This window comes from Bradyrhizobium sp. S3.2.6, assembly GCF_040546885.1.
Classification (GTDB): Bacteria; Pseudomonadota; Alphaproteobacteria; order Rhizobiales; family Xanthobacteraceae; genus Bradyrhizobium; species Bradyrhizobium cytisi.
This window is the reverse complement of sequence record NZ_JBEPOS010000001.1, coordinates 351226-373539: the sequence shown is the minus strand read 5'-3', so window position 1 is coordinate 373539 and position 22314 is coordinate 351226. Positions and strand designations below refer to the sequence as shown.

Genomic DNA, 22314 nt, shown 5'->3' with positions numbered 1-22314 from the left:
CATCACACGCAGGATTACGGGTCCAGTAATGGTACGGATTAGCTGGCATTCCCGATTCTGCCATCATCGTTAGCGTTGATTCGGACATCCGCGGTCCTCTTTGGATCGGGCAGGGCACGTCCTGAGCGAGAAGAGCTCAGCATCGAGAAGCGATGCACGTTCGCGTGGCGTTACCCCTAGACCCAGGCACTCCAAAGGAATCATCTTCCAATGCATACGATCGTACTCGCCACCCAAAAGGGCGGCAGTGGCAAGAGCACTCTCGCCATCGGCCTCGCGCTGGCGGCCAGGCAGGCCGGCTTCACCGTCCGCCTGATCGAGACCGATCCGCAGGGCACCCTCTCCAACTGGCAGCGCCGCCGCAACAACGACGATATCGTCGTCGAGCCGATCTATCACGCTGCCGACATCCAGCCGCGCCTGAAGATGCTGGCCGAGAGCGGGCTCCAGCTCGCGATCGTCGACACCGCGGCCGGCCTCAGCGCCGCCACCACCGCCGCGATCCGCCATTCCGACCTCTGCCTGATCCCGGCCCGCCCGAGCGTCGCCGACATCGAGGCGACCGTCTCGACCCTCAGCGTGGCGCGCGCCTGGAAGCGGCCCTTTGGCTTCGTGCTGAACCAGACGCCGATCCGTGGGCAGCGCATCGACAACGCCGCCAACGCGCTCGCCGAGGAAGCCGCGCTCGATCTCGCCGACGTGCTCGCGCGCCCGCTGATCGTGATGCGCAACGATCACCAGGACTCGCTCGCCTCAGGCCTTGCGGTCAGCGAATTCGCGCCGAACGGCAAGTCGACCGAGGAGATCCGCGGCCTCTGGCGCTGGATCGAGACCCGTCTCGAGCTGTCCGCCGGCAATATGCTGATCGATCAGGTCATGTCAGCGGCAGACGGAATGCTGCATGCCGCTGCCGAAATTTCGGCGGACGAGACCACGACTCTGGCGTCCTGAGCGGGGCGATCGGCCAGGGCCGCAGACGGACTCCTCGCTGTCCGGTGAATGAGCCCAAGCGACGAAGCAATCCGGCCACCAGCCCGGCCGGATTGCTTCGCGTTTTTGGCGATGGCGGCCGCGCCCTCGCACAAAATTTCGAAAACAACCCCATGCACAGTAGAACCGCGCCGCCCAAGACACCTCGGCGACGGCGCGTAGACATCTGACTTGTCAGGCAAAATTGCCGTGCGGCGAAACCGGGCTTCGGCCGGGTCAAATCGCGCGAAGCTAGGCCACGGGCGTCACCGATCTCTCGCGCAACCAATGCTCGCGCCGCACGATCCATCGCTCGGACTTCGACTGTCCGCCGTGATGCGCAAGCTCGATGAAGCCGACGAACTCCGCACCGGTCTTTTGCTTGACCCGGCGCGAGGCCTCGTTGGTCGCTGCGTTGCAGACGTGAAAATGATCGAGGTCGAGCGTGAAGAAGGCAAAATCGTTCACCGCGGTGATGGCTTCCGTCATCAAGCCGCGCCGCCAATACGGCTCGGCCAGCCAGAAGCCACGATTACCTTTCGCGCCATCGGCATCGGGGCGGAAATGAATGTTTCCGATCGCCTCGCCATTGCCGCCCTTCAGCACCAGCACCCAATGGTAAATCTCTTCGCCGGCCGAGATTTTGTCGAGCTGTGACCGGACGAAGGTTTCCGCACCATCAGCCGGATATGGCCAGGGCACGACGGCCGCGAGATGGCGGATGACGTTCCAATTGTCGAAATGACGCTGGATCGCCGGCGCGTCGGACAATGCGAGCGGACGCAGGATCAGCCGTTCGGTCTCAAGCTGGGGCGTCTGCATGGCCTTCTACTTCTGACATTTCGGACACCAGAAGGTCGAGCGGCCGTTCTGGGTGAAGCGCTTGATCGTGCCGGCGCAGCGCGGCGTCGTACATTTTTCACTCTCGCGGTCGTAAACCCTAAACGAGTGCTGGAAATAGCCGAGCTCGCCCGAGGTCTGGCGATGGTCGCGCAACGACGAGCCGCCGGCCTTGATCGCATCGTTCAGCACGGTGTGGATGGCACCGACCAATCTCTTGGCATGATCGGTCGGCTCGCCCCCGGCAGTGCCCTTGCGTTGTCCGGCCTTTGTCGACAGCGTCGCGGCGATCCGGCGCGGCGACAGATGCGAGCGGTGCAGGGCTTCGCAGACATAGATGTTGCCGAGGCCTGCGACCACGCGCTGGTCGAGCAGCGCGGCCTTCAGGCTGGTGGTCTTGCCTTCACAGGAGTTGGCCAGCAGCGCGGCGTCGAATTCGTTGCCGAGCGGCTCTGGACCAAGGTCGCGCAGCAGCGGCTCTTGGTCGAGCGCGCTCCGCGCGATCACTTTCATGTAACCGAAGCGGCGCGGATCGTTGAAGACGATGTCGGCGCCCGACGACATCCGAAACAGCACGTGGTCGTGCGCGGAGTCCTTACTCTTCGGATAATGAAACTCGCCGGGCGCGGCCTCGTTGTCCGGCTTGATGACGCGGAACGAGCCCGACATGCCCAGATGCATCAACAGCACGTCGCCGGAGCCGAGATCGGCCATGAGATACTTTGCACGGCGGCCGAGGCCCGTGACGATCTGTCCCTGGAGCCGGGCCACGAAATCGGGCTGGAACGGAAAGCGCAAATCGGGCCTGCGGGCCTCCGCGACGACGATTTTCGCACCCTCCATGACGGGCTGAAGGCCGCGGCGGACAGTCTCGACTTCGGGCAATTCGGGCATGGTCAGGCATTCACCTTATGAGGGCGGTGTGATAGCGCCATTGCGGCGGCCGCGCTATGGTCGGCGTCGTGGAGTAGAGTAATGGATCGGCCGGGCGAAACCACGCATTTTGGCTTCAAGGACGTTCCCCTGGGGGACAAGCAGACGTTGGTGAACGATGTGTTTCACAGCGTGGCGTCGCGTTATGATTTGATGAACGATTTGATGTCCGGCGGCCTGCACCGGGTCTGGAAGGACATCATGATCAACGCGCTGAATCCGCCGCGGAGCGACCGGCCGTTTGCATTGCTCGACGTTGCCGGCGGCACCGGCGACATCTCGTTCCGGGCCGCCAAGGCGGCAGGTCCGGGCTTCCATGCCACCGTCTGCGACATCAACTCCGATATGCTGGCGGTGGGCCGCGAGCGTGCCGCCAAGCGGCATCTCGAAACCCAGATCGATTTCGTCGAGGGTAATGCCGAAGCACTCGCCTTCGCCGACCGCAGCTTTGACGCATATACGATCGCTTTCGGCATTCGCAACGTGCCCCAGATCGACAAGGCGCTGTGCGAGGCCTATCGCGTGCTCAAGCCCGGCAGCCGCTTTCTGTGCCTGGAATTCTCCACCGTCGAGATGCCCGGCCTCGACAAGATCTATGACCTGTTCTCGTTCAAGGTGATCCCGCCGCTCGGGCGCATGGTGACCGGCGACGCCGAATCCTACCGATATCTCGTCGAATCGATCCGCAAGTTTCCGAAGCCCAACACCTTCGCCGACATGATCCGCGACGCCGGTTTCTCCCGCGTCGGCTTTCAGACCCTGACCGGCGGCATCGTCGCACTGCATTCGGGCTGGCGTTTGTGATTTCTGCCATCACTCACATTTCGCGCCTGATCCGCGCCGCATTCGTGTTCGCGCGCGAGGGCGTGTTCGGCTCCGTCGATCCGAGCCTGGTGCCGCCGCCCGGACAGCTTGCGCTGAAGCTTGCGCGCGTCATCGAGCGGCGCGGCCCGAAGGATGGCCCGCGGATGTCGCGCGCGCTGACCCGGATGGGCCCGGCCTATCTCAAGCTCGGACAATTCCTGGCAACGCGGCCCGACGTTGTCGGCGTCGTGATGGCGCGCGACCTTGAAAGCCTTCAGGACCGCCTGCCGCCGTTCCCACAAGCCGAAGCGGAAGCTGCGATCGCGACGTCGCTGGAACGGCCGCTCAAGGACGTCTTCGTGAGCTTCGGCCCGGCGGTCGCGGCCGCCTCGATCGCGCAGGTACATCGCGGCGAGGTGCTGCGTGACGGCGTCAGCAAGGCGGTCGCGGTCAAGGTGCTCAGGCCGCACGTGGCCGCGCGCTTCCGCCGCGATCTCTCCGATTTCTTCTTCGTCGCGCACAAGGCCGAAGCTTACTCGAGTGAGGCGCGGCGGCTGCGCCTGATCGAAGTCATCAACACCATGTCGCGCTCGGTCGCGATGGAGATGGATTTGCGGCTCGAGGCGGCTGCGCTGTCGGAGATGGCGGAGAACACGGGCGACGATCCTGATTTCCGCGTGCCGGCCGTCGACTGGGACCGCACCACGCACAACGTGCTGACGATGGAGTGGATCGACGGCATCGCGCTGAACGATCACAAGCGGCTGGCACAAGCCCAGGTCGACCTGCCCGATCTCGGCCGCAAGGTGATCCAGAGCTTTTTGCGCCATGCGCTGCGCGACGGCTTCTTCCACGCCGACATGCACCCGGGCAACCTGTTCCTGGATGATACGGGGCGCCTTGTCGCGGTCGATTTCGGCATCATGGGCCGGCTCGGCATGAAGGAGCGGCGCTTCCTCGCCGAAATCCTGCTCGGCTTCATCACCCGCGACTATCGCCGCGTCGCTGAAGTGCATTTCGAGGCGGGCTATGTGCCCGCGCATCATTCGGTCGAGAATTTCGCGCAGGCCATCCGCGCCATCGGCGAGCCCATCCACAACCGCACCGCCGAGGAAATCTCGATGGCGCGTCTGCTGACGCTGCTGCTCGAGGTCACCGGCCTGTTCGACATGACGACGCGGCCCGAGCTGATCCTGCTGCAGAAGACCATGGTCGTGGTCGAGGGCGTGGCGCGCGGCTTCGATCCCAGGCTCGACATCTGGAAGGTCGCCGATCCCGTGGTACGCGAATGGATCGAGCGCAATCTCGGACCGATCGGCCGGGTGCAGGGAGCCCTCGCGGGGGGCGGCGACCTCGCCCGCATCCTGATGCGCCTCCCGGATCTTGCTGCGCGCTCGGTCGCGGTGATCGAGCAGCTCGAGACCATGACGCGCGAGGGCGTCCGGCTGTCGCCGGAGAGCATCGCCGCGATGGGGCGCAGCGAGGGCCGCAAGAACCGCTGGCGCACCGTGGCGCTCTGGATCATCGCCGTGACCTTCATCGGCATCCTGATCGCCGTCCGGAATCTATGATTGCACTGCAATCATGTGGGTGATAGCATCGCTATCATTTCGTGCTGGAGAGGCGTCATGGCGAGCCTGACCATCCGCAAGCTCGACGAACACGTCAAAACCTATCTGCGACTGCGTTCGGCCAAGAACCGCAGATCGGTCGAGGAAGAGGTCCGGGTCATCCTGCGGGAGCTGATCGAGGGCCGCGAGGAGCCGCTGACGCCGTTTGCGGTGCCGCCCGAGGCATCCCCTGCGGCCGCGTCCCCTCGCGCCAGCGCCGTCCCCGAGGCCAGCATCACCCTGATCATCGGCGGCGGGATCGCGGCCTTCAAGTCGCTCGACCTGATCCGCAGGCTGAAGGAGCGGCGCATCGAGGTTCGCTGCGTGCTGACCAGGGCGGCGGAGCAGTTCGTCACGCCGCTCTCGGTCAGCGCCCTCTCCCATGAGCGCGTCTACACCGATCTGTTCGATCCCCAGAGCGAGTTCGACGCCGGCCACATCCGCCTCGCGCGCGACTGCGACCTGATCGTGGTGGCGCCGGCCACCGCCGACCTGATGGCCAAGATGGCCAACGGCCATGCCGACGATCTCGCCAGCGCCATCCTGCTCGCGACCAACCGCAATATACTGATCGCGCCGGCGATGAATCCGCTGATGTGGAACAATCCGGCGACCCGCCGCAACGTCGCGCAGCTTCAGCGTGACGGTGTCCTGCTGATCGGCCCCAACTCCGGCGAGATGGCCGAAGCGGGCGAAGCCGGCGTCGGCCGCATGTCCGAGGCGATCGAGATCGCGGCCGCCGCCGAGCGGCTGCTGCGGCCGCCGGTGCCGCGCCCGCTCGCCGGCAAGCGCGTGCTGATCACCGCGGGCCCGACCCACGAGCCGATCGATCCGGTGCGCTATATCGCCAACCGCTCCTCCGGCAAGCAGGGCTTTGCCATCGCCGCCGCCGCGCAGGCCGCCGGCGCCGACGTGATCCTGGTGAGCGGCCCCGTGGACCTCAGCGATCCCCAGGGCGTGACGGTAAAGCACGTGGAATCGGCGCGGCAGATGCTGGAGCAGGTGCAGGCCGCGCTTCCTGCCGACATCGCGATCTTCGCCGCCGCCGTTGCCGACTGGCGCGTCGCCAATGAAGGCGAGCAGAAGCTGAAGAAGACTTCGGCCGGCATGCCGCCGCTTCAGCTGGTCGAAAACCCCGACATCCTCGCCACGATCTCCAAGCTGGCCGACAAGCGCCCGCCACTGGTGATCGGCTTTGCCGCCGAGACCGAGCACCTCATCGACAACGCCAAGACAAAGCTCGCCCGCAAGGGCTGCGACTGGATCGTCGCCAACGATGTCTCGCCCGCCACGGGCGTGATGGGCGGCGACCGCAACACCGTGCACCTCATCAGCAAGAATGCTGAGAACAACGGCGAGATCACAGTTGATTCCTGGCCGGTAATGACCAAGGAACAGGTCGCGACCGAACTGGTCGCTCATATCGTGAAAAGCGTGACCGACAAACCCCTGGAGCCGGCATCTTGAGCACGACAATCACGGTCGAACTGCAGCGCCTGCCCCACGCGGAAGGCCTGCCGCTGCCGGCCTATCAGACCACGGAGGCCGCCGGCCTCGACCTGATGGCGGCCGTAGCCGACAGCGAGCCGATGACGCTTGCGCCCAGCCAATATGCGCTGGTGCCGACCGGGCTTGCGATTGCCCTGCCGCCCGGGCACGAGGCCCAGGTGCGGCCGCGTTCGGGGCTTGCCGCCAAGCACGGCGTCACCGTGCTGAACTCGCCCGGCACGATCGACGCCGACTATCGCGGCGAGATCAAGGTGATCCTGATCAACCATGGCGCCGCGCCGTTCGTCATCAAGCGGGGCGAGCGCATCGCGCAGATGGTGATCGCGCCAATGGTCCAGGCCGCGCTGGTTCCGGTAGTGACGCTGTCCTCGACCGACCGCGGCGCCGGCGGCTTCGGCTCGACCGGCCGCTAACGCGCGGCAATCTCAACCAAATCATCCCGCAGAACTACGTGGGCTGGAACCTTGCCACCCGCATTTTTGTAAGACCACGTTTGCGTTCACGGTCTGGACTCTTACCGGTGGAGTCGCGGTGAGGGTATTGTCGCTTGATTCGCGTGCGGCGGGGGTCGCCGCGCGTAAATTCGTGCGGTCTTGGGGCAACTATGTCAGGCGTGATCGTGTCGATGCGTCGGACGCTGTTGTCGTGCACTTCGTTGGCGCGCAACGGCTTATTGGGAGGCGCTCTCGCAGCGCTGCTGCCGGCTGCGCCGGCTGAGGCCGCCGACCTCGTCGACACTCTCTCGATATTGCTGGATTTCAACCGGCAGGAACTCGCGGTGCTGGCCACCGCGCTGGCTTTGCTTGGCTTCTCGGTGGTGGCCGCGATCCTGTTGATGCGCACACGCGTCGGCAAGGCCAAGACTGAGGCAGCCTTGCGCGCGCGGATCAGGGAACTCCAGCTGCAGTCCGACCGCTTCGGCGCGCTGCTGTTCGCCGAACCGCAGGTCCTGATTTCCTGGCCGGCCGGCGACGATCGCGCGCAGATCTCCGGCGACATCGCGATGGTGCTGCCGCGCGATTCGTCGCCGCAACGCGTGCTCGCCTTCGGAACCTGGCTGCCGCCGGAACCGGCGCTGCAGATGGATCACGCCGTCGATGCGCTGCGCGAGCACGGTGACGGCTTCCAGATCACGCTGACGACCGCCAACGGCCACACGCTGGAAGCGATCGGCCGCGCCATCGGCGGCCAGGCCATTATCCGGATTCGCGAGCTCTCAGGCCTGCGCCGCGATCTGGCCGAGACCCACCTGCGCTACAAGGCGCTCTCCGATGAAACCGAGATGCTGCGCGGCTTCGCCGCTGCCGCGCCATGGCCGATCTGGGCCAAGGGCCAGAACGGCGCGCTGACTTTTGCCAATCCGGCCTATGTCCGTGCCACGGAAGCCACCAGCATCACTGATGCCCAGGAGCGCAAGCTCGAGCTGCTCGACAGCGCCGACCGCACCGCCATGGAGCGCAGCCTGAAGGACGCCACAAGCTTCACCTCGCGGCTGCCGATCGTGACCGGCGGCGAGCGGCGCATGTACGACGTGCGCGCCGTCAACGTCGGCAACGGCAATGTCGGCGTCGCGATCGACGCCAGCGAAGCGGATGCGCTGAGCGCAGCCCTGGTGCGAATGGCGGAGGCGCATCGCCGCACGCTCGACCAGCTCTCCTCCGGCGTTGCCGTGTTCGACGGCCAGCGCCGGCTCGCCTTCTACAACGATTCCTACCGGCGGCTGTGGGACCTCGACCGCAGCTTCCTCGACGCCGATCCCGACGATTCCAGCGTGCTCGACCAGCTCCGCGCCGCGCGCAAATTGCCGGAGCAGCCCGACTTCCGCGCCTGGAAGGCCAAGCTGCACGAGGCCTATCGCGCGGTCGAGGCCGCCAAGGATACCTGGTATTTGCCCGACGGCCGGGCGCTGTCGGTCGTCACGACGCCGAATCCCGAAGGCGGCGTCACCTATCTGTTCGACGACGTCACCGAGAGCCTCGAGCTGGCCCGCCGCTTCGACGGCATGATCCGGGTCCAGCGCGAGACCCTGGACAGCCTCGCCGAGGGCGTCGCCGTGTTCGGCAGCAACGGCAGGGCACAGCTGTTCAATCCGGCGTTCCTGCGGATGTGGAAGCTGTCGAACGACGCCATGCGCGAGGAGCCGCATATCCAGACCGTCGAGGGCTGGTGCCACCAGCTGTTCGACGATCCAATCGTCTGGCGGCAGATCCGCGAGGCGATCACCTCGATCGAGAACCGCGCCGACGTGCCGATCAAGCTGGAGCGCAAGGACGGCAGCGTGCTCGACGGCATGATCCGGCCGCTGCCGGACGGCGCGACCATGCTGACCTTCCTCGACATCACCGACACCGAGAATGTCGAGCGCGCGTTGCGCGAGCGCAACGAGGCGCTGGAGGCCGCCGACCAGATGAAGGTGGATTTCGTCCACCACGTCTCTTACGAGCTGCGCTCGCCGCTCACCACCATTATCGGCTTCGCGCATTTCCTCAGCGATCCCTCGACCGGCCCGCTGACGCCGAAGCAGGCCGAATATCTCGACTACGTCACCAAATCGACCAATGCGCTATTGGCTCTGACCAACAACATTCTCGATCTCGCCACGATCGACGCCGGCGCCATGAAGCTGGAGCTCGGCCCGGTCGACGTCAGCAAGACCATCGAGCTCGCCGCCGAGGGCATCCAGGACCGGCTCGCCACCGACCGCATCCGCCTCAAGGTCGAGATCGCCCCCGATGTCGGCAGCTTCGTCGGGGACGAGAAGCGCGTAGTGCAGGTGCTCTATAATCTGCTCGCCAATGCCGTCGGCTTCTCGCCGCAGGATTCCACGGTCGGGATCAGCGCGCGCCGCACCGAGCGCAGCGTGGTCTTCATTGTGACAGATTCCGGTCCTGGAATACCCGCCGACATGAAGGACAAGGTGTTCAACTGGTTCGAGAGCCGCTCGCAGGGCTCGCGTCATCGCGGCGCCGGGCTCGGGCTGTCGCTGGTGCGCTCCTTCGTCGAGCTGCATGGCGGCAAGGTGCAAGTGGATTCCGCCGCCGGCAAAGGCACGGTCGTGATCTGCGACTTCCCGACCGACCGGGCGGCGCATCGCGACGCCGCCGAATGATTGCGCCGGCCACATTCTCCGTCGCGCTTCACAACGAGACGGCGACCGCGCAATTGATGGCCGATCTCGCGCTGCTGGTCGGCCCGGGCGATGTCATCACGCTCACCGGCGATCTCGGTGCCGGCAAGACTGCCGCGGCCCGCGCCATGATCCGTTACCTTGCCGGCGACGAAGAGCTGGAAGTGCCGAGCCCGACCTTCACGCTTGTACAGGGTTACGAGCTGCCGGCGTTTGCCGTGATGCATGCCGACCTCTATCGCGTCGAGGACGAGAGCGAGCTCGAGGAGATCGGGCTGTCGCCGCTGCCGGAGGCCACGCTGGTGCTGATCGAATGGCCGGAGCGCGCGCCGTCGGCGATGCCCGCGGACCGCATCGACATCGCGCTGACGCATCGCCCGGCGCTGGGCTCGAACGCACGGGCCGCCGACATCGCCGGCTGTGGCAAGGGGGCGACGACCGTTGCGCGGCTGAAGGCGCTGCGCGAATTCCTCGATGCATCCGGCTATATCGACGCAGGCCGCAAGCGCATGGCCGGCGATGCCTCGACGCGCTCCTATGCGCGGCTGATCCGCGACGACGGCGTCGTCATCCTCATGAACTCGCCGCAGCGCCCCGATGGCGCCGCGATCTACAACGGCAAATCCTACAGCGCCGCGGTGCATCTCGCGGAGAACATCAAGCCGTTCGTCGCCATCGACGAAGGCCTGCGCGCGGCAGGCATCTCGGCGCCCGCAATCCACCATGTCGATCTCGACCACGGTTTCCTGATCTCGGAGGATTTCGGCGGCGAAGGCGTGATCGAAGGCGATCCGCCGCGCCCGATCACCGAGCGCTATGAAGCCGCGACCGACGTGCTGGCCGTGCTGCACGGCAAGACGCTGCCGGAGACGCTGCCGCTGGATGGGCAAACCCATGCCATTCCCGCTTGGGACACCGACGCGCTGCTGATTGAAATCGGGTTGATGCCGGAATGGTATCTGCCCGATCGCAACGCGCCGCTGAGCCAGGCGAAGCGCGCGGAGTTCTTCGCGACGTGGCGCGAGCTACTGAAGAAGCCGCTGGCCGCGCCAAGAACCTGGATCATCCGCGACTACCATTCGCCGAATCTGATCTGGCTCGCGGAACGAACCGGCATGGCGCGCGTCGGCGTGATCGACTTCCAGGACACCGTGCTCGGACCGCATTCCTATGACGTGGTGTCGCTGCTGCAGGACGCCCGCGTCGACGTGCCCGAAGCCCTCGAGCTGACGCTGCTGTCGCGCTACATCAAGGCGCGCCGCGCTGACGATGCAAGCTTCGATCCGGCCGGCTTTGCCGAGCTCTATGCCATCATGTCGGCGCAGCGCAACACGCGCCTGCTCGGCACCTTCGCCCGGCTCAACCGCCGCGACGGCAAGCCGCATTATCTGCGCCACCAGCCGCGGATCTGGACCTATCTGCAGCGCTCGCTGGCGCATCCGGCGCTCGAGCATTTGCGCGACTGGTATCTCGCTAACGTTCCGCCGCCCCAATCCTGAGCCCGAACCGGTTTACCGGCTGTTAGCCATCGCACCGGTATCATCGCCCGCGGGCAGCCGGACAAATCGGGGCTGGAGCAAGGGCACATGGCGGTCAAGACGGACCAGCGCGGGAACAGCAGGGTTGTTTTCGAACGTGGGGTGCCGGCCCAGATGATGGGGATCGACGGCACATGGCGGCGCGAATGCACCATGGAGGACGTCTCCGAGAGCGGCGCCAAGCTGACCATCGACGGTTCGGTCGAAGGCCTGCACCTGAAGGAATTTTTTCTCGTATTGTCGTCCACCGGGTTAGCGTACCGGCGTTGTGAACTGGCCTGGGTCAATGGCGACCAGATCGGCGTCAATTTCCTCAAGCAAGGCGAGAAGAAGAAAAAGGCGCGCTCCACGGCCGTCGGGGCGTGACGGCAACACACGTCGTACAAACGTCACGGCGGGTGGTTAAGGCCGTTGAGATGCGGTGCGGCCGACTCCGGTCCGTGCTAGGTTTGCTGCAAGCGCGAATTTCAGAGGTTCGAGAAAGCGAAGCATGTCCGTCAAGCCGACCAAAGCCATGGTGCTCGCCGCAGGGTTCGGCCTGCGCATGCGTCCGCTGACGGATACGATGCCAAAGCCGATGGTGCCGGTGGCCGGCCAGCCGCTGCTCGACCACGTGCTCGACAAGCTCGCGCTGGCCGGCGTGACCGAGGCGGTGGTCAACGTGCACTATCTGCCCGACCAGATCATCAATCACACCGCGACGCGCCAGCATCCGCACGTGACCATTTCGGACGAGCGCGACGAGGTGCTCGGCACCGGCGGCGGCGTGGTCAAGGCGCTGCCGCTGCTCGGCGATGCGCCGTTCTTCCACGTCAATTCCGACACGCTGTGGATCGACGGCGTGCGCTCCAATCTGGCGCGGCTTGCGGAAAACTTCGACCCCGAGCGCATGGACATCCTGCTGCTGATGGCGCCGACGGCGACCAGCATCGGCTATAGCGGCCGCGGCGACTACGGCATGCTGCCCGACGGGGCGCTGCGCAAGCGCAAGGAAAAGGAGATCGTCCCGTTCGTCTATGCGGGCGCGGCCATTCTGTCGCCGACGATCTTCGCGGACGCACCGCGGGGCGAGTTCTCGCTGACAAAGATGTTCGACCGCGCCAATGAGCAGGAGCGCCTGTTCGGCCTCCGCCTCGACGGCGTCTGGATGCATGTCGGCACGCCGGATGCGGTCCACGCCGCGGAAGAGGCGTTTTTGGAGAGCGTGGCGTAGGGGCTGCTCTCGCACACGGTGCCGTAGGGTGGGCAAAGCGAAGCGTGCCCACCAAATCAAGCTAACCCCGGATGACGAATACGGTGGGCACGGCGCAAGTGCGCCTTTGCCCACCCTACAACACCTGTGCTGGTACGGCGAACAGCGGGGACGATTTCGCCCTGCCCATATCCATTTGAGTCCGCCTCCCTATATTGGCGCTTGATTCCCGAATCAGGCGGCCCATGCGCGTTTTCAGCGTTCCAGTCTCAGTTCCGTTCCTGCGCACGATCGTATCGAGCCTGGTCGACGGCCGGCTGGTCGACGGCTTCGAGGCGCGCAAGGAACCGGCGCGGCTGGCGGACGCCACGCTCTATCTGCCGACGCGGCGCGCCATGCGCGTCGTGCGCGAGATCTTCCTCGACGAGATGGCGGCGGACGCCGTGGTGTTGCCGCGCATCGTCGCGCTCGGCGATATCGACGAGGACGAGCTCGCTTTCGCCGACGAAGGCGAGCACTTTTCCGGCGCAACGCCGCTCGACATTCCGCCGCGGCTCGGCGAACTCGAACGCCGACTGACGCTGGCGCAACTCGTTGCCGCCTGGGCCAAGGGTCCCGTGCTGGCGCCGCTGGTGGTCGGCGGCCCGGCCTCAACGCTGGCTCTCGCCTCCGATCTCGCGCGCTTGATCGACGACATGGTCACGCGTGGCGTCGACTGGAGCGCGCTCGACGGGCTGGTGCCTGATAACCTCGATCGCTATTGGCAGCACTCGCTCGAATTCCTGCGCATCGCCCGCATCGCCTGGCCCGGCCATCTCGCCGAGATCAACCGGATCGAGCCGGCGGCGCGGCGCGATCTCCTGATCGCGGCCGAAGCGAAACGGCTGACCGCGCATCCCCATGGGCCCGTGATCGCGGCGGGCTCGACCGGCTCGATGCCGGCCACCGCAAAATTCCTGCACGCGGTCGCCTCGCTGCCGCATGGCGCCGTGGTGCTGCCGGGCCTCGACACCGATCTCGACGACGACGCCTGGCGCAGCATCGGCGGCGTGCGCGATGCGCTCGGCAAATTCGCGGAGCATCCGGCCTCGAACCATCCGCAATATGCCATGCACGCGCTGCTGGATCGTTTTGGCATCAGGCGCAGCGATGTCGAGATCCTTCAACCGCCAGCCGAAGGCGGCCGCGATCTGCTCGCATCCGAATCGATGCGGCCGTCCGCCAAGACGGAGGTATGGCACGACCGGCTGAAGCAGCCGGATGTGGCCGCGAAGATTGCCGGCGGCATGAAAGATCTCGCGGTGGTCGCAGCCCCCAATCCGGAGATGGAGGCGCTCGCCATCGCCATCGCGATGCGCGAGGCGCGGCATCTCGACAAATCGGCGGCGCTGGTGACGCCCGATCGCGCGCTGGCGCGGCGGGTGATGGCCGCGCTGACCCGATGGGATCTCGCTTTCGACGATTCCGGCGGCGACGTGCTGATGGAGACCTCCGCCGGCGTGTTTGCGCGCCTTGCGGCGGAGGCGGCAACGAAGGGATTGGAGCCGCCGACGCTGCTCGCGATGCTGAAACATCCGCTGTGCCGGCTCGGCCGGCTGCCTGGCGGATGGAGGACGGCGATCGAGGGCTTGGAGCTTGCGGTGCTGCGCGGCACGCGTCCGCCCGCGGGCACGGCGGGCCTGTTGCGCGAGTTCAATCGCTTTCGCGACGAGCTATCCAAGCTGTGGCGCAGCGAGGTGTCCGCGCTGCACCACGCCGAAACTCGCGCACGCCTCAAGCCTGATGACCTCGACCGCATCCAGGCGCTGATCGATGCCTTGCAAAAAGCCCTGGCGCCGATCGAGAGCCTGGCGTCATCGAAGCCGTTTGACTTCGCCGAGCTTGCGCATCGGCATCGCGAGATCATGATCGAGCTGTCGCGCGACGAGCAGGGCATTCCGCTCGCTTTCGAGGAGCGTGAAGGCCTCGCGCTCGCCGGTGCCTTCGACGATCTCTTACGCGGCGGCACGACCAGCGGATTGATGGCGCCGCTGTCCGACTATGCCGACGTCTTCCAGACCGCGTTCAGCGACCGCGCGGTGCGGCGGCGGGACAAGCCGGGCGCGCGCCTGCAGATCTACGGTCCGCTGGAATCGCGCCTGATGCAGGCCGACCGCATCATCATTGGCGGCCTGATCGAAGGCGTTTGGCCGCCGGCACCGCGGATCGATCCCTGGCTCAGCCGGCCGATGCGACATGAGCTCGGTCTCGATCTGCCGGAGCGACGTATCGGCCTCTCGGCGCATGATTTTGCGCAACTGCTCGGCGGCGGCGAGGTGATCCTCACCCATTCCGCCAAGGCCGGCGGCGCGCCGGCGGTGGCCTCGCGCTTCCTGCACCGGCTTGAAGCTGTCGCGGGCGACGATCTCTGGAACGCCGCGGTTCGCGCCGGCGAGAAATACGTGCAGTTCGCAGGCGCGCTGGACCAGCCTGCCGAGGTCAAGCCGATCAAGCAGCCGGAGCCACGGCCGCCGCGCGCGACGCGGCCGCTGAAGATGTCGGTGACCGCGATCGAGGACTGGCTGCGCGATCCCTACACGATCTACGCAAAGCACATCTTGCGGCTCGACGCGCTCGATCCCGTCGACATGCCGCTCTCAGCCGCCGACCGCGGCTCGGCGATCCACGATGCGCTCGGCGAGTTCACCGAAACGTTTGCCGCGCATCTGCCCGACGATCCCGCGCGTGTGCTGCGCGCGATCGGCGAAAAGTATTTTGCCCCGCTGATGGAACGGCCCGAGGCGCGGGCGCTGTGGTGGCCGCGCTTCCAGCGCATCGCGCGCTGGTTTGGCGAATGGGAGACGGCGCGCCGCGATTTGATCGAAGCCATCACCGCGGAGACCCGCGGCGAGATCTCGATCAAGCTCGACAATGAACGCAGCTTCCGGCTCTCCGCGCGCGCTGACCGCATCGAGCGGCGCCAGGGCGGCGGCTACGCCATTCTCGACTACAAGACCGGCCAGCCGCCGACCGGCAAGCAGGTCCGCATGGGCCTGTCGCCGCAGCTCACATTGGAGGCTGCGATCCTGCGCGAGGGCGGTTTTCCCAGTATCGACGCCGGCGCGTCCGTGAGCCAGCTCGTCTATGTCCGCCTGAGCGGCAACAATCCGCCGGGCGAGGAGCGCATCCTCGAGCTCAAGTACAAGCAGGGCGACGAGCCGCAGCCGCCGGACACCGCGGCGGCGGAGGCGCGAGCGAAGCTTGAGGTCCTGATCCGCGCCTTCGACGACGAGCACCAGCCCTACACCTCGCTGAACCTGCCGATGTGGTCCAACCGCTACGGCGCCTATGACGATCTCGCCCGGATCAAGGAATGGTCCGCGGCCGGCGGCCTGGGGATCGAGGAATGGTGAAGGCTCCCCGCCCCATCCCGGATGAAGTGCGCGCGCGGCAGGCGCGTGCCTCCGATCCGACCGCGTCCGCCTTCGTGTCGGCCAATGCCGGCTCGGGCAAGACGCATGTGCTGGTGCAGCGCGTGATCCGCCTGTTGCTGTCGGGCGTGCCGCCGGAAAAGATCCTCTGCATCACCTTCACCAAGGCCGCGGCCGCCAACATGGCTGAGCGCGTGTTCACCACGCTTGGTCATTGGGTGACGCTTGACGACACCGGGCTCGATGCCGCGATCCGCGCCGTCGGAATCCCGCATCCCAACACAAAGCTGCGCCGCGAGGCGCGAAAACTGTTTGCCTGCGCGCTGGAGACGCCCGGCGGGCTGAAAGTGCAGACCATCCACGCGCTGTGCACGCGGCTGCTGCAGCAGTTCCCGTTCGAGGCGAATGTTCCCGCGCGCTTCGCCGTGATCGACGAGCGCGACCAGACCGACATGATGGAGCGCGCCAATCTGAAGGTGCTGCTGGAAGCCGCGCGCGATCCGGAGACTGTCACCGGCCGCGCGCTGCTGACCGCGATGGCGAGTGCCGCCGATGTGACCTTCAAGGAAGTCGTGCGCGAGGCTTGTCTCAGCCGCGATCATTTCATGGCATGGACCGATGAAGCCGGTAGCGCCGAGGCCGCTGCCGCGCAGATGGCGGCGGTGCTGGGCGTTGGCGCCGCCGACCGCATCGAGGACGTCGAGACGGAGATCCTCGATGGCCCGTTCCTGCCGCGATCGCGCTGGGACGACATCGCGGTCGCGCTGGAGGAAGGCAGCAAATCCGACAACGACCAGGCGAGCCGTCTTCGCGAGGCAAAAGTGTTCTCCGGCGCGGCACAGGTCGACGCCTATCTCGGCGTCTTTCTCACCGATGAGAAGCTGCCGCGCAAGGCCGTGCTGACCAGGAAGTTTTGCGAGCAAAATCCGTCCGTCGCGCGGCTGTTCGAGAACGAAGCGTCCCGCCTCGGTGGATTGATCGAGAGGCGCCGTGCGGTGACCATGCGCGACCGCACCGCGGCGCTGCTGCACATCGCAACGGCCGCCGCTGCAAACTACCGGCGCGAGAAGCAGGAACGCGGGCTGCTCGACTATGACGACCTCATCGACAAGACGCTGGCGATGCTGAACCGCGTCGCGTCGGGGTGGGTGCATTACAAGCTCGACCGCGGCGTCGATCATGTGCTGATCGACGAGGCCCAGGACACCAGCCCGCGGCAATGGGACATCGTCGCGCACATCATTTCGGAATTCACCGCCGGCGAAGGCGCGCGCGAGGGGCTGAACCGCACGGTCTTCGCCGTCGGCGACGAGAAGCAGTCGATCTTCTCGTTCCAGGGCGCAGCGCCGCACGAATTCGACGCGCGCCGGCGCGAGCTGCATCGCAAGTTCACCGCCGCCGGGCTGAAATTCGATCCGGTCGCCTTCACCTATTCATTCCGCTCAGGCGCCGCGATCCTGCACTCGGTCGACCACGTCTTCCGCGATCCCCAGATCTACAAGAGCATTCATTCGGTCGAGATCGGCCATCCCCTGCACAATGCGCTCGCCGATGCCGGCCCGAGCGTGATCGAGCTGTGGGATCTTGCCGAGGCCGATGACAGGCAGGACATCGAGGGCTGGCGCGCGCCGTTCGACGGCGTTGCCGTCACCAGTCCCGAGGTCAAGCTCGCCCGCCGCATTCAGAGCGAGATCAAGCGGCTGGTCGAGAGCGGCACGCTGACGGGACATGAGGGCGAGCGGCGGCCGCTACGCTATGGCGACATGCTGATCCTGGTGCGTCGGCGCGGCAACGCGTTCGACGCGGTGATCCAGGCGCTGAAGCACGCCAACGTTCCCGTCGCCGGTGCCGACCGGCTGAAGCTGACCGAGCACATCGCGATCATCGACCTGATGAACCTTGCGGACGCGCTGCTGCTGCCGCAGGACGATCTCGCGCTGGCGGTGGCGCTGAAGAGCCCCCTGTTCGGTCTCGGCGACGACGATTTGTTCGAGCTCGCCCATGGCCGCAAGGGATCGCTGCGCCGCGCGCTCGGCGAGCATGCCGCTGGAAGCGAGAAGTTCGCCACTGTCCTGCGTCGCCTCGAGGCCTGCGAGATCCGTGCGCGCGAGGAGACGCCGTTCGCCTTCTATGCCTGGCTGCTCGGCGGTGACGGCGGCCGTGCGCGCATCCTGCGCCGGCTCGGCCATGAGGCCAATGACGCGCTCGACGAATTTCTGGAGCTGGCGCTGAACTGCGAGCGCAAGGCACCGGCCTCGCTGCAAGGCTTCATGGCCTGGCTGCGCTCGGCTGACACCGAGGTGAAGCGCGACATGGAAATCACTCGCGACGAGGTGCGGGTGATGACAGTGCATGGCGCCAAGGGTTTAGAGGCTTCGGTCGTGTTCATGGTCGACACCACCTCGTCGCCCGCGGACTCGCAGCGGGTGCGGCTGATCCATGTGCCGCGCGGCAATGGCGGCGAGGTCGTGGTCTGGGCCGGGCGCAAGGCGGACGATCCCAAGCCGGTCGCCGAGGCGCGCAAGGCGATGCTGGAGGGGACCGAGGACGAATATCGCCGCCTGCTCTATGTAGCGATGACGCGCGCGGCCGATCGGCTGGTCGTCGGCGGCTGCCTGCCCGGCAACATGAGAAGTGTCCGCAGGCTGAGCTGGTACGACCTCGTCGACACCGGGCTCACCGGCTCCGGCCTGGACAAGCAGACGATCGAGACGCCGCTCGGCAAGGTGACCCGATTCGCCCGTCCCGAGGACGTCGCGGCGCTAGGCACGCCGGCGACAAGTGTGGATCAGACGATCATCCTGCCGGACTGGCTGCGGACGCCGGCGCCGCGTGAGAGCATCGAAGACGATCCGGTGCGTCCCTCCGGCCAGTCGGCCGAGGAAGGCCGCAGCGTGCGATCGGGCGAATCAGTCCAGTCGCGCGCACTGGCGCTCCAGCGCGGCACGCTGGTGCACCGGCTGCTGCAGTCTCTGCCCGATATTGCCGCCGAGCGCCGGCGCGAAGCCGCGCTTGGCTTCATGGCCCGCAATGTCGGCGACTGGCTCGATGCCGATCGCGTCACGCTGGCCGACAAGGTGCTCGGCTTGATCGCCGAACCGCGCTTTGCACCGGTATTTGCCGAGGGCAGCCGGGCGGAGGTCGCCATCGTCGGGAAACTCGACCGGCCGGGCCGCCCGCCGGCGCTGGTGTCGGGGCAAATCGACCGGCTGGTCGTTCGCCCGAACGAGGTCCTGATCGTCGATTTCAAGACCAACCAGACCGCCCCCAAAAGCGCCGCGGAAACCCCCGCCGCCTATGTCCGGCAGCTTGCGCTGTACCGGGCGGTGCTGTCCCGGCTTTATCCCCAAAAGCCGATCCGCGCCGTCCTGCTCTGGACCGAGGCCCTTGAATATATGGAGATTTCAGCCCCCGCGCTGGACGCGGCGCTGGCATCCCTTCATGTCGGCGTGAGCGTCCTTGACCCGGCAAGGGGCCGTTCATAGGTTGAGGCCATGATCCCGGGCGCGATTCTACGTCGCGCCGATTCTCTTTCAACCGAGTGAGGTACTCCCATGGCCGTTGGCAAGGTTTCCGATACCGATTTCGAAGCCGAAGTGCTCAAGGCGAACGGTCCTGTGGTCGTCGATTTCTGGGCCGAATGGTGCGGCCCCTGCCGCATGATCGCCCCCGCGCTTGACGAGATCGCCGGCACGATGGGCGACAAGGTCAAGATCGTGAAGCTCAACGTCGACGAGAGCCCGAAGACCGCGTCGAAGTACGGCGTGATGTCGATCCCGACCCTGATGATCTTCAAGGGCGGCGAGATGGCCTCCCGTCAGGTCGGCGCGGCGCCGAAGGCGAAGCTCCAGCAGTGGATCACCTCCGCGGTCTGATCCACTCGCGACACGATGATTTCGAGAACGGCCGGCGCTTCGCCGGCCGTTATTTTTTGCTGGCCGCAATCATGCCGATCTCGTTTCAGCGAGCTTGGCGAGGCTGGCGAGAACATCGGGAAAATCCGACGCGACAGCCGGACCGATCTCGGACGCCTGCGGCCCTCTTGCGTCGACGGCATAGACGACGCGCGTGCGCGCCGATCCAAGAGGTTCGATGCGATGGGCTACCTTGATCACGAGATCGCCGACTCGCGTTTCGTCGATGAAGCATGCGTTCTCGCGGACCTCGATCAGTTGCGAGCGTAGCGCATCCTCGCCGGGTGGCGTCATCGTGAACCAGGTGCCGGCCACAAAGGGCCCGTCGATGTCGATCCGCTCGATGCCTGCATTCCAGGCTTTCCAGCTGCGAACATCGCGAAAGATGCTCCAGATCGTCTCTGCGGGTGCAGACGTCTCGATGGCGTATTCGCACTGCCAGGTGTTTTCGTCGCTCATGACGTGCCTAACCTTTGCTATGTGACTTATAATACGTGCGCACAGTAAATTGTCACGGCTTCCGGGAGGAGCGAACTCTCGCGCTTCGCGTTGGAAGGGGATGTTCTGAGTCAAAGAGCGTTCGCAGTGCCCTCTTCCCGCCGACAAACCCGTCGGAAGCCTGCCATGCTGATGGCCATGGAGGCGCGGTCGGTCGATGCCATACCGCGCGGCAAGGAGTGGCAGTACGAGCCGAAATGGGATGGTTTTCGCTGCCTGCTGTCGCGCGCCGGCAGCAGCATTGATCTGCGCTCGAAATCGGGCGAGGGCCTCGCCCGGTACTTCCCTGAAATCGTCGCCGCCGCGCAGAAGCTGAGGGCGGATGGATTCACGCTCGACGGCGAGATCGTCGTACCGCTGGGCAAAGCTTTTTCCTTCGACGCATTGCTGCAACGGATCCATCCCGCCGCAAGCCGCGTCAAGAAGCTCTCGGAGGCGACGCCGGCGCTCTATCTTGTCTTCGATCTGCTCGCAACAGCCAGGGAGAACCATCTCGCCAACGAGCCGCTTGGCAAGAGACGGCTGGCGCTGGAGGCCTTTGCAAAGGCCAATCTGAGAGGGAGCACGTTCCGTCTCTCACCGGCGACGATGAGCTACGCCACCGCGAAGAAGTGGTTGGCGCAGGCGGGCGGCGGCTCGGACGGCGTCATCGCCAAGCGCGTCGACCTGTCCTATCAGGCGGGAAACCGCGACGGCATGCAGAAGATCAAGAAGTTTCGCAGCGCCGATTGTGTGGTCGGCGGCTTCCGCTACGCGACCAACAAGCTCTCGGGGCGGAAAGTCGTCGGCTCGCTGCTGCTCGGGCTCTACGATGACGCGGGGCTGCTGCACCATGTCGGCTTCACCTCAGCGATCAAGGCAGAGGAGAAGCCGGCTCTGACAGACAGGCTGGAGGCATTGATCGGCGAGCCCGGCTTCAGCGGCAGCGCGCCGGGCGGACCCAGCCGCTGGTCCACCGATCGCTCGGCGAAGTGGTGTCCGCTCAAGCCTGCGCTCGTGATCGAGGTCTGCTACGACCATTCCAGCGGTGAGCGCTTTCGCCACGGCACCTCGATCCTGCGCTGGCGGCCCGACAAGGCGCCGCGGCAATGCAGCTTCGAGCAATTGAAGCAGAAGGTAGCCGATCCGATGAAGCTGCTGAAACAGAAGTAGCTGTGGCCCGGACAGAGCAATAGCTACTTGATCCACCCCGTCGCCAGCGCGTTCGCGAGCTCCGGCTGATTGTTGCGGCGGGCGAGCGCGGCCATCGCTTCATGGTCGTAACCGACATTGCGGAACGTGACCTGCCAGGCAGCGTCAACGCATTCGAGGATCGCATAGCGCGCGTGCGGCGTGCCGGCTTCGACGAGATGCGGGAACGGATGCACGTCGCGGTAGCCGGGGCTTCCGACGCTGCCGGGATTGACGATCAGCCGGCCGTCGCGAAGCCGCACGGCACGGGCAAGATGGGTGTGAGCGCAGAGGATCAGCGACTGCGTGATGCCTTGCGCGAATTGCTCGATCCGATCGAGCGGCGATAGCGCCACTGTGCCGTCGGGATGCACAGTGTCGAGCCAGTAGATTTCGTCATCCTCGGGCGTCGCGTGGCAGAGAAAAACCTGGTCGCGGAACACCCGCGTCATCGGTTGCGCGCGCAGCCAGTCGAGTTGGGCGGCGTTGAGCGCTGCGTGGGCGGGACGGTCCCACGAGCCCATCTTCTCCGGGAGCCGATCGAGCAGATAGCGGTCGTGGTTGCCGAGCACGTGCACGGCATCGAGCTTCATCAGGATCTCGATGGTACGACGCGCATCGAGCGGGCCGCTCAGCATGTCGCCGAGATTGACGATGTCAGTGACACCTTGCGCGCGGATGTCGGCAAGCACCGCCTCCAGCGCGAGATAGTTTCCGTGGACGTCGGCAATGGCGGCAAAACGCATTGGCTTCTCTCTCTTGCCCCGGACGCAGCGCAGCGCTTCTTCAGCGGTGCGCTG

Annotated in this window: 17 protein-coding genes; 13 read left to right on the top strand and 4 right to left on the bottom strand. The window is 66.0% G+C overall.

All coding sequences use genetic code 11. The annotated features are described in order from the left end of the window. Positions 1-210: 210 nt before the first annotated feature. Positions 211-951, top strand: a complete 741-nt coding sequence (locus ABID58_RS01815; protein WP_354031308.1) for a nucleotide-binding protein — start codon at positions 211-213, stop codon at positions 949-951. A gap of 270 nt (positions 952-1221) precedes the next feature. Here the strand turns inward: ABID58_RS01815 and ABID58_RS01810 are convergent, their stop codons facing one another. Both ABID58_RS01810 and mutM read right to left on the bottom strand, forming a co-directional pair. Next, the gene (locus ABID58_RS01810) at positions 1222-1791 is read right to left on the bottom strand and encodes a GNAT family N-acetyltransferase (RefSeq protein ID WP_354031307.1); all 570 of its coding nucleotides are present in this window, start codon (positions 1789-1791) and stop codon (positions 1222-1224) included. Between the two features lie 6 nt (positions 1792-1797). Beyond that, positions 1798-2703 carry a bifunctional DNA-formamidopyrimidine glycosylase/DNA-(apurinic or apyrimidinic site) lyase gene (gene mutM, locus ABID58_RS01805; RefSeq protein WP_354031306.1) on the bottom strand — a complete coding sequence of 302 codons (906 nt, stop codon included), beginning with the start codon at positions 2701-2703 and terminating at the stop codon, positions 1798-1800. A gap of 81 nt (positions 2704-2784) precedes the next feature. Between mutM and ubiE the strand changes: the two genes are divergently transcribed. From ubiE to trxA, 11 genes are all read left to right on the top strand, one after another. Further along, positions 2785-3546 carry a bifunctional demethylmenaquinone methyltransferase/2-methoxy-6-polyprenyl-1,4-benzoquinol methylase UbiE gene (gene ubiE / locus ABID58_RS01800; protein ID WP_354031305.1) on the top strand — a complete coding sequence of 254 codons (762 nt, stop codon included), beginning with the start codon at positions 2785-2787 and terminating at the stop codon, positions 3544-3546. Further along, positions 3543-5117 carry a 2-polyprenylphenol 6-hydroxylase gene (gene ubiB / locus ABID58_RS01795; RefSeq protein WP_148750951.1) on the top strand — a complete coding sequence of 525 codons (1575 nt, stop codon included), beginning with the start codon at positions 3543-3545 and terminating at the stop codon, positions 5115-5117. The genes ubiE and ubiB overlap by 4 nt, the downstream gene beginning before the upstream one ends. Positions 5118-5174: 57 nt before the next feature. Continuing rightward, positions 5175-6623, top strand: coding sequence for a bifunctional phosphopantothenoylcysteine decarboxylase/phosphopantothenate--cysteine ligase CoaBC (gene coaBC, locus ABID58_RS01790; RefSeq protein ID WP_354031304.1), 1449 nt, complete (start codon positions 5175-5177; stop codon positions 6621-6623). Then, the gene (dut, locus tag ABID58_RS01785; RefSeq protein ID WP_354031303.1) at positions 6620-7078 is read left to right on the top strand and encodes a dUTP diphosphatase; all 459 of its coding nucleotides are present in this window, start codon (positions 6620-6622) and stop codon (positions 7076-7078) included. The genes coaBC and dut overlap by 4 nt, the downstream gene beginning before the upstream one ends. Before the next feature lie 191 nt (positions 7079-7269). After that, the gene (locus ABID58_RS01780; protein WP_354031302.1) at positions 7270-9774 is read left to right on the top strand and encodes a sensor histidine kinase; all 2505 of its coding nucleotides are present in this window, start codon (positions 7270-7272) and stop codon (positions 9772-9774) included. After that, positions 9771-11291, top strand: coding sequence for a tRNA (adenosine(37)-N6)-threonylcarbamoyltransferase complex ATPase subunit type 1 TsaE (gene tsaE / locus ABID58_RS01775; protein ID WP_354031301.1), 1521 nt, complete (start codon positions 9771-9773; stop codon positions 11289-11291). The genes ABID58_RS01780 and tsaE overlap by 4 nt, the downstream gene beginning before the upstream one ends. A gap of 87 nt (positions 11292-11378) precedes the next feature. Continuing rightward, positions 11379-11696: a PilZ domain-containing protein gene (locus ABID58_RS01770; RefSeq protein WP_148750956.1), complete on the top strand. Its 318-nt coding sequence runs from the start codon at positions 11379-11381 to the stop codon at positions 11694-11696. A 124-nt stretch (positions 11697-11820) separates the two neighbouring features. After that, positions 11821-12543, top strand: coding sequence for a nucleotidyltransferase family protein (locus tag ABID58_RS01765; RefSeq protein ID WP_148750957.1), 723 nt, complete (start codon positions 11821-11823; stop codon positions 12541-12543). A 224-nt stretch (positions 12544-12767) separates the two neighbouring features. Then, positions 12768-15914: a double-strand break repair protein AddB gene (gene addB / locus ABID58_RS01760; protein WP_354031300.1), complete on the top strand. Its 3147-nt coding sequence runs from the start codon at positions 12768-12770 to the stop codon at positions 15912-15914. Next, positions 15908-19417, top strand: a complete 3510-nt coding sequence (gene addA, locus ABID58_RS01755) for a double-strand break repair helicase AddA (RefSeq protein WP_354031299.1) — start codon at positions 15908-15910, stop codon at positions 19415-19417. Before addB ends, addA begins: the two co-directional genes overlap by 7 nt. Before the next feature lie 69 nt (positions 19418-19486). Beyond that, entirely contained in the window at positions 19487-19807 is a 321-nt protein-coding gene (trxA, locus tag ABID58_RS01750; protein ID WP_148749083.1) for a thioredoxin, read from the top strand. A gap of 69 nt (positions 19808-19876) precedes the next feature. On the opposite strand, the gene ABID58_RS01745 is transcribed toward trxA, so the two are convergent. Further along, positions 19877-20305, bottom strand: coding sequence for an SRPBCC family protein (locus tag ABID58_RS01745; RefSeq protein ID WP_354031298.1), 429 nt, complete (start codon positions 20303-20305; stop codon positions 19877-19879). A gap of 177 nt (positions 20306-20482) precedes the next feature. Between ABID58_RS01745 and ABID58_RS01740 the strand changes: the two genes are divergently transcribed. Next, positions 20483-21496: an ATP-dependent DNA ligase gene (locus ABID58_RS01740; protein WP_354031663.1), complete on the top strand. Its 1014-nt coding sequence runs from the start codon at positions 20483-20485 to the stop codon at positions 21494-21496. Positions 21497-21519: 23 nt separating this feature from the next. On the opposite strand, the gene ABID58_RS01735 is transcribed toward ABID58_RS01740, so the two are convergent. After that, positions 21520-22260 carry a metallophosphoesterase family protein gene (locus tag ABID58_RS01735; RefSeq protein WP_354031297.1) on the bottom strand — a complete coding sequence of 247 codons (741 nt, stop codon included), beginning with the start codon at positions 22258-22260 and terminating at the stop codon, positions 21520-21522. Positions 22261-22314: the final 54 nt, after the last annotated feature.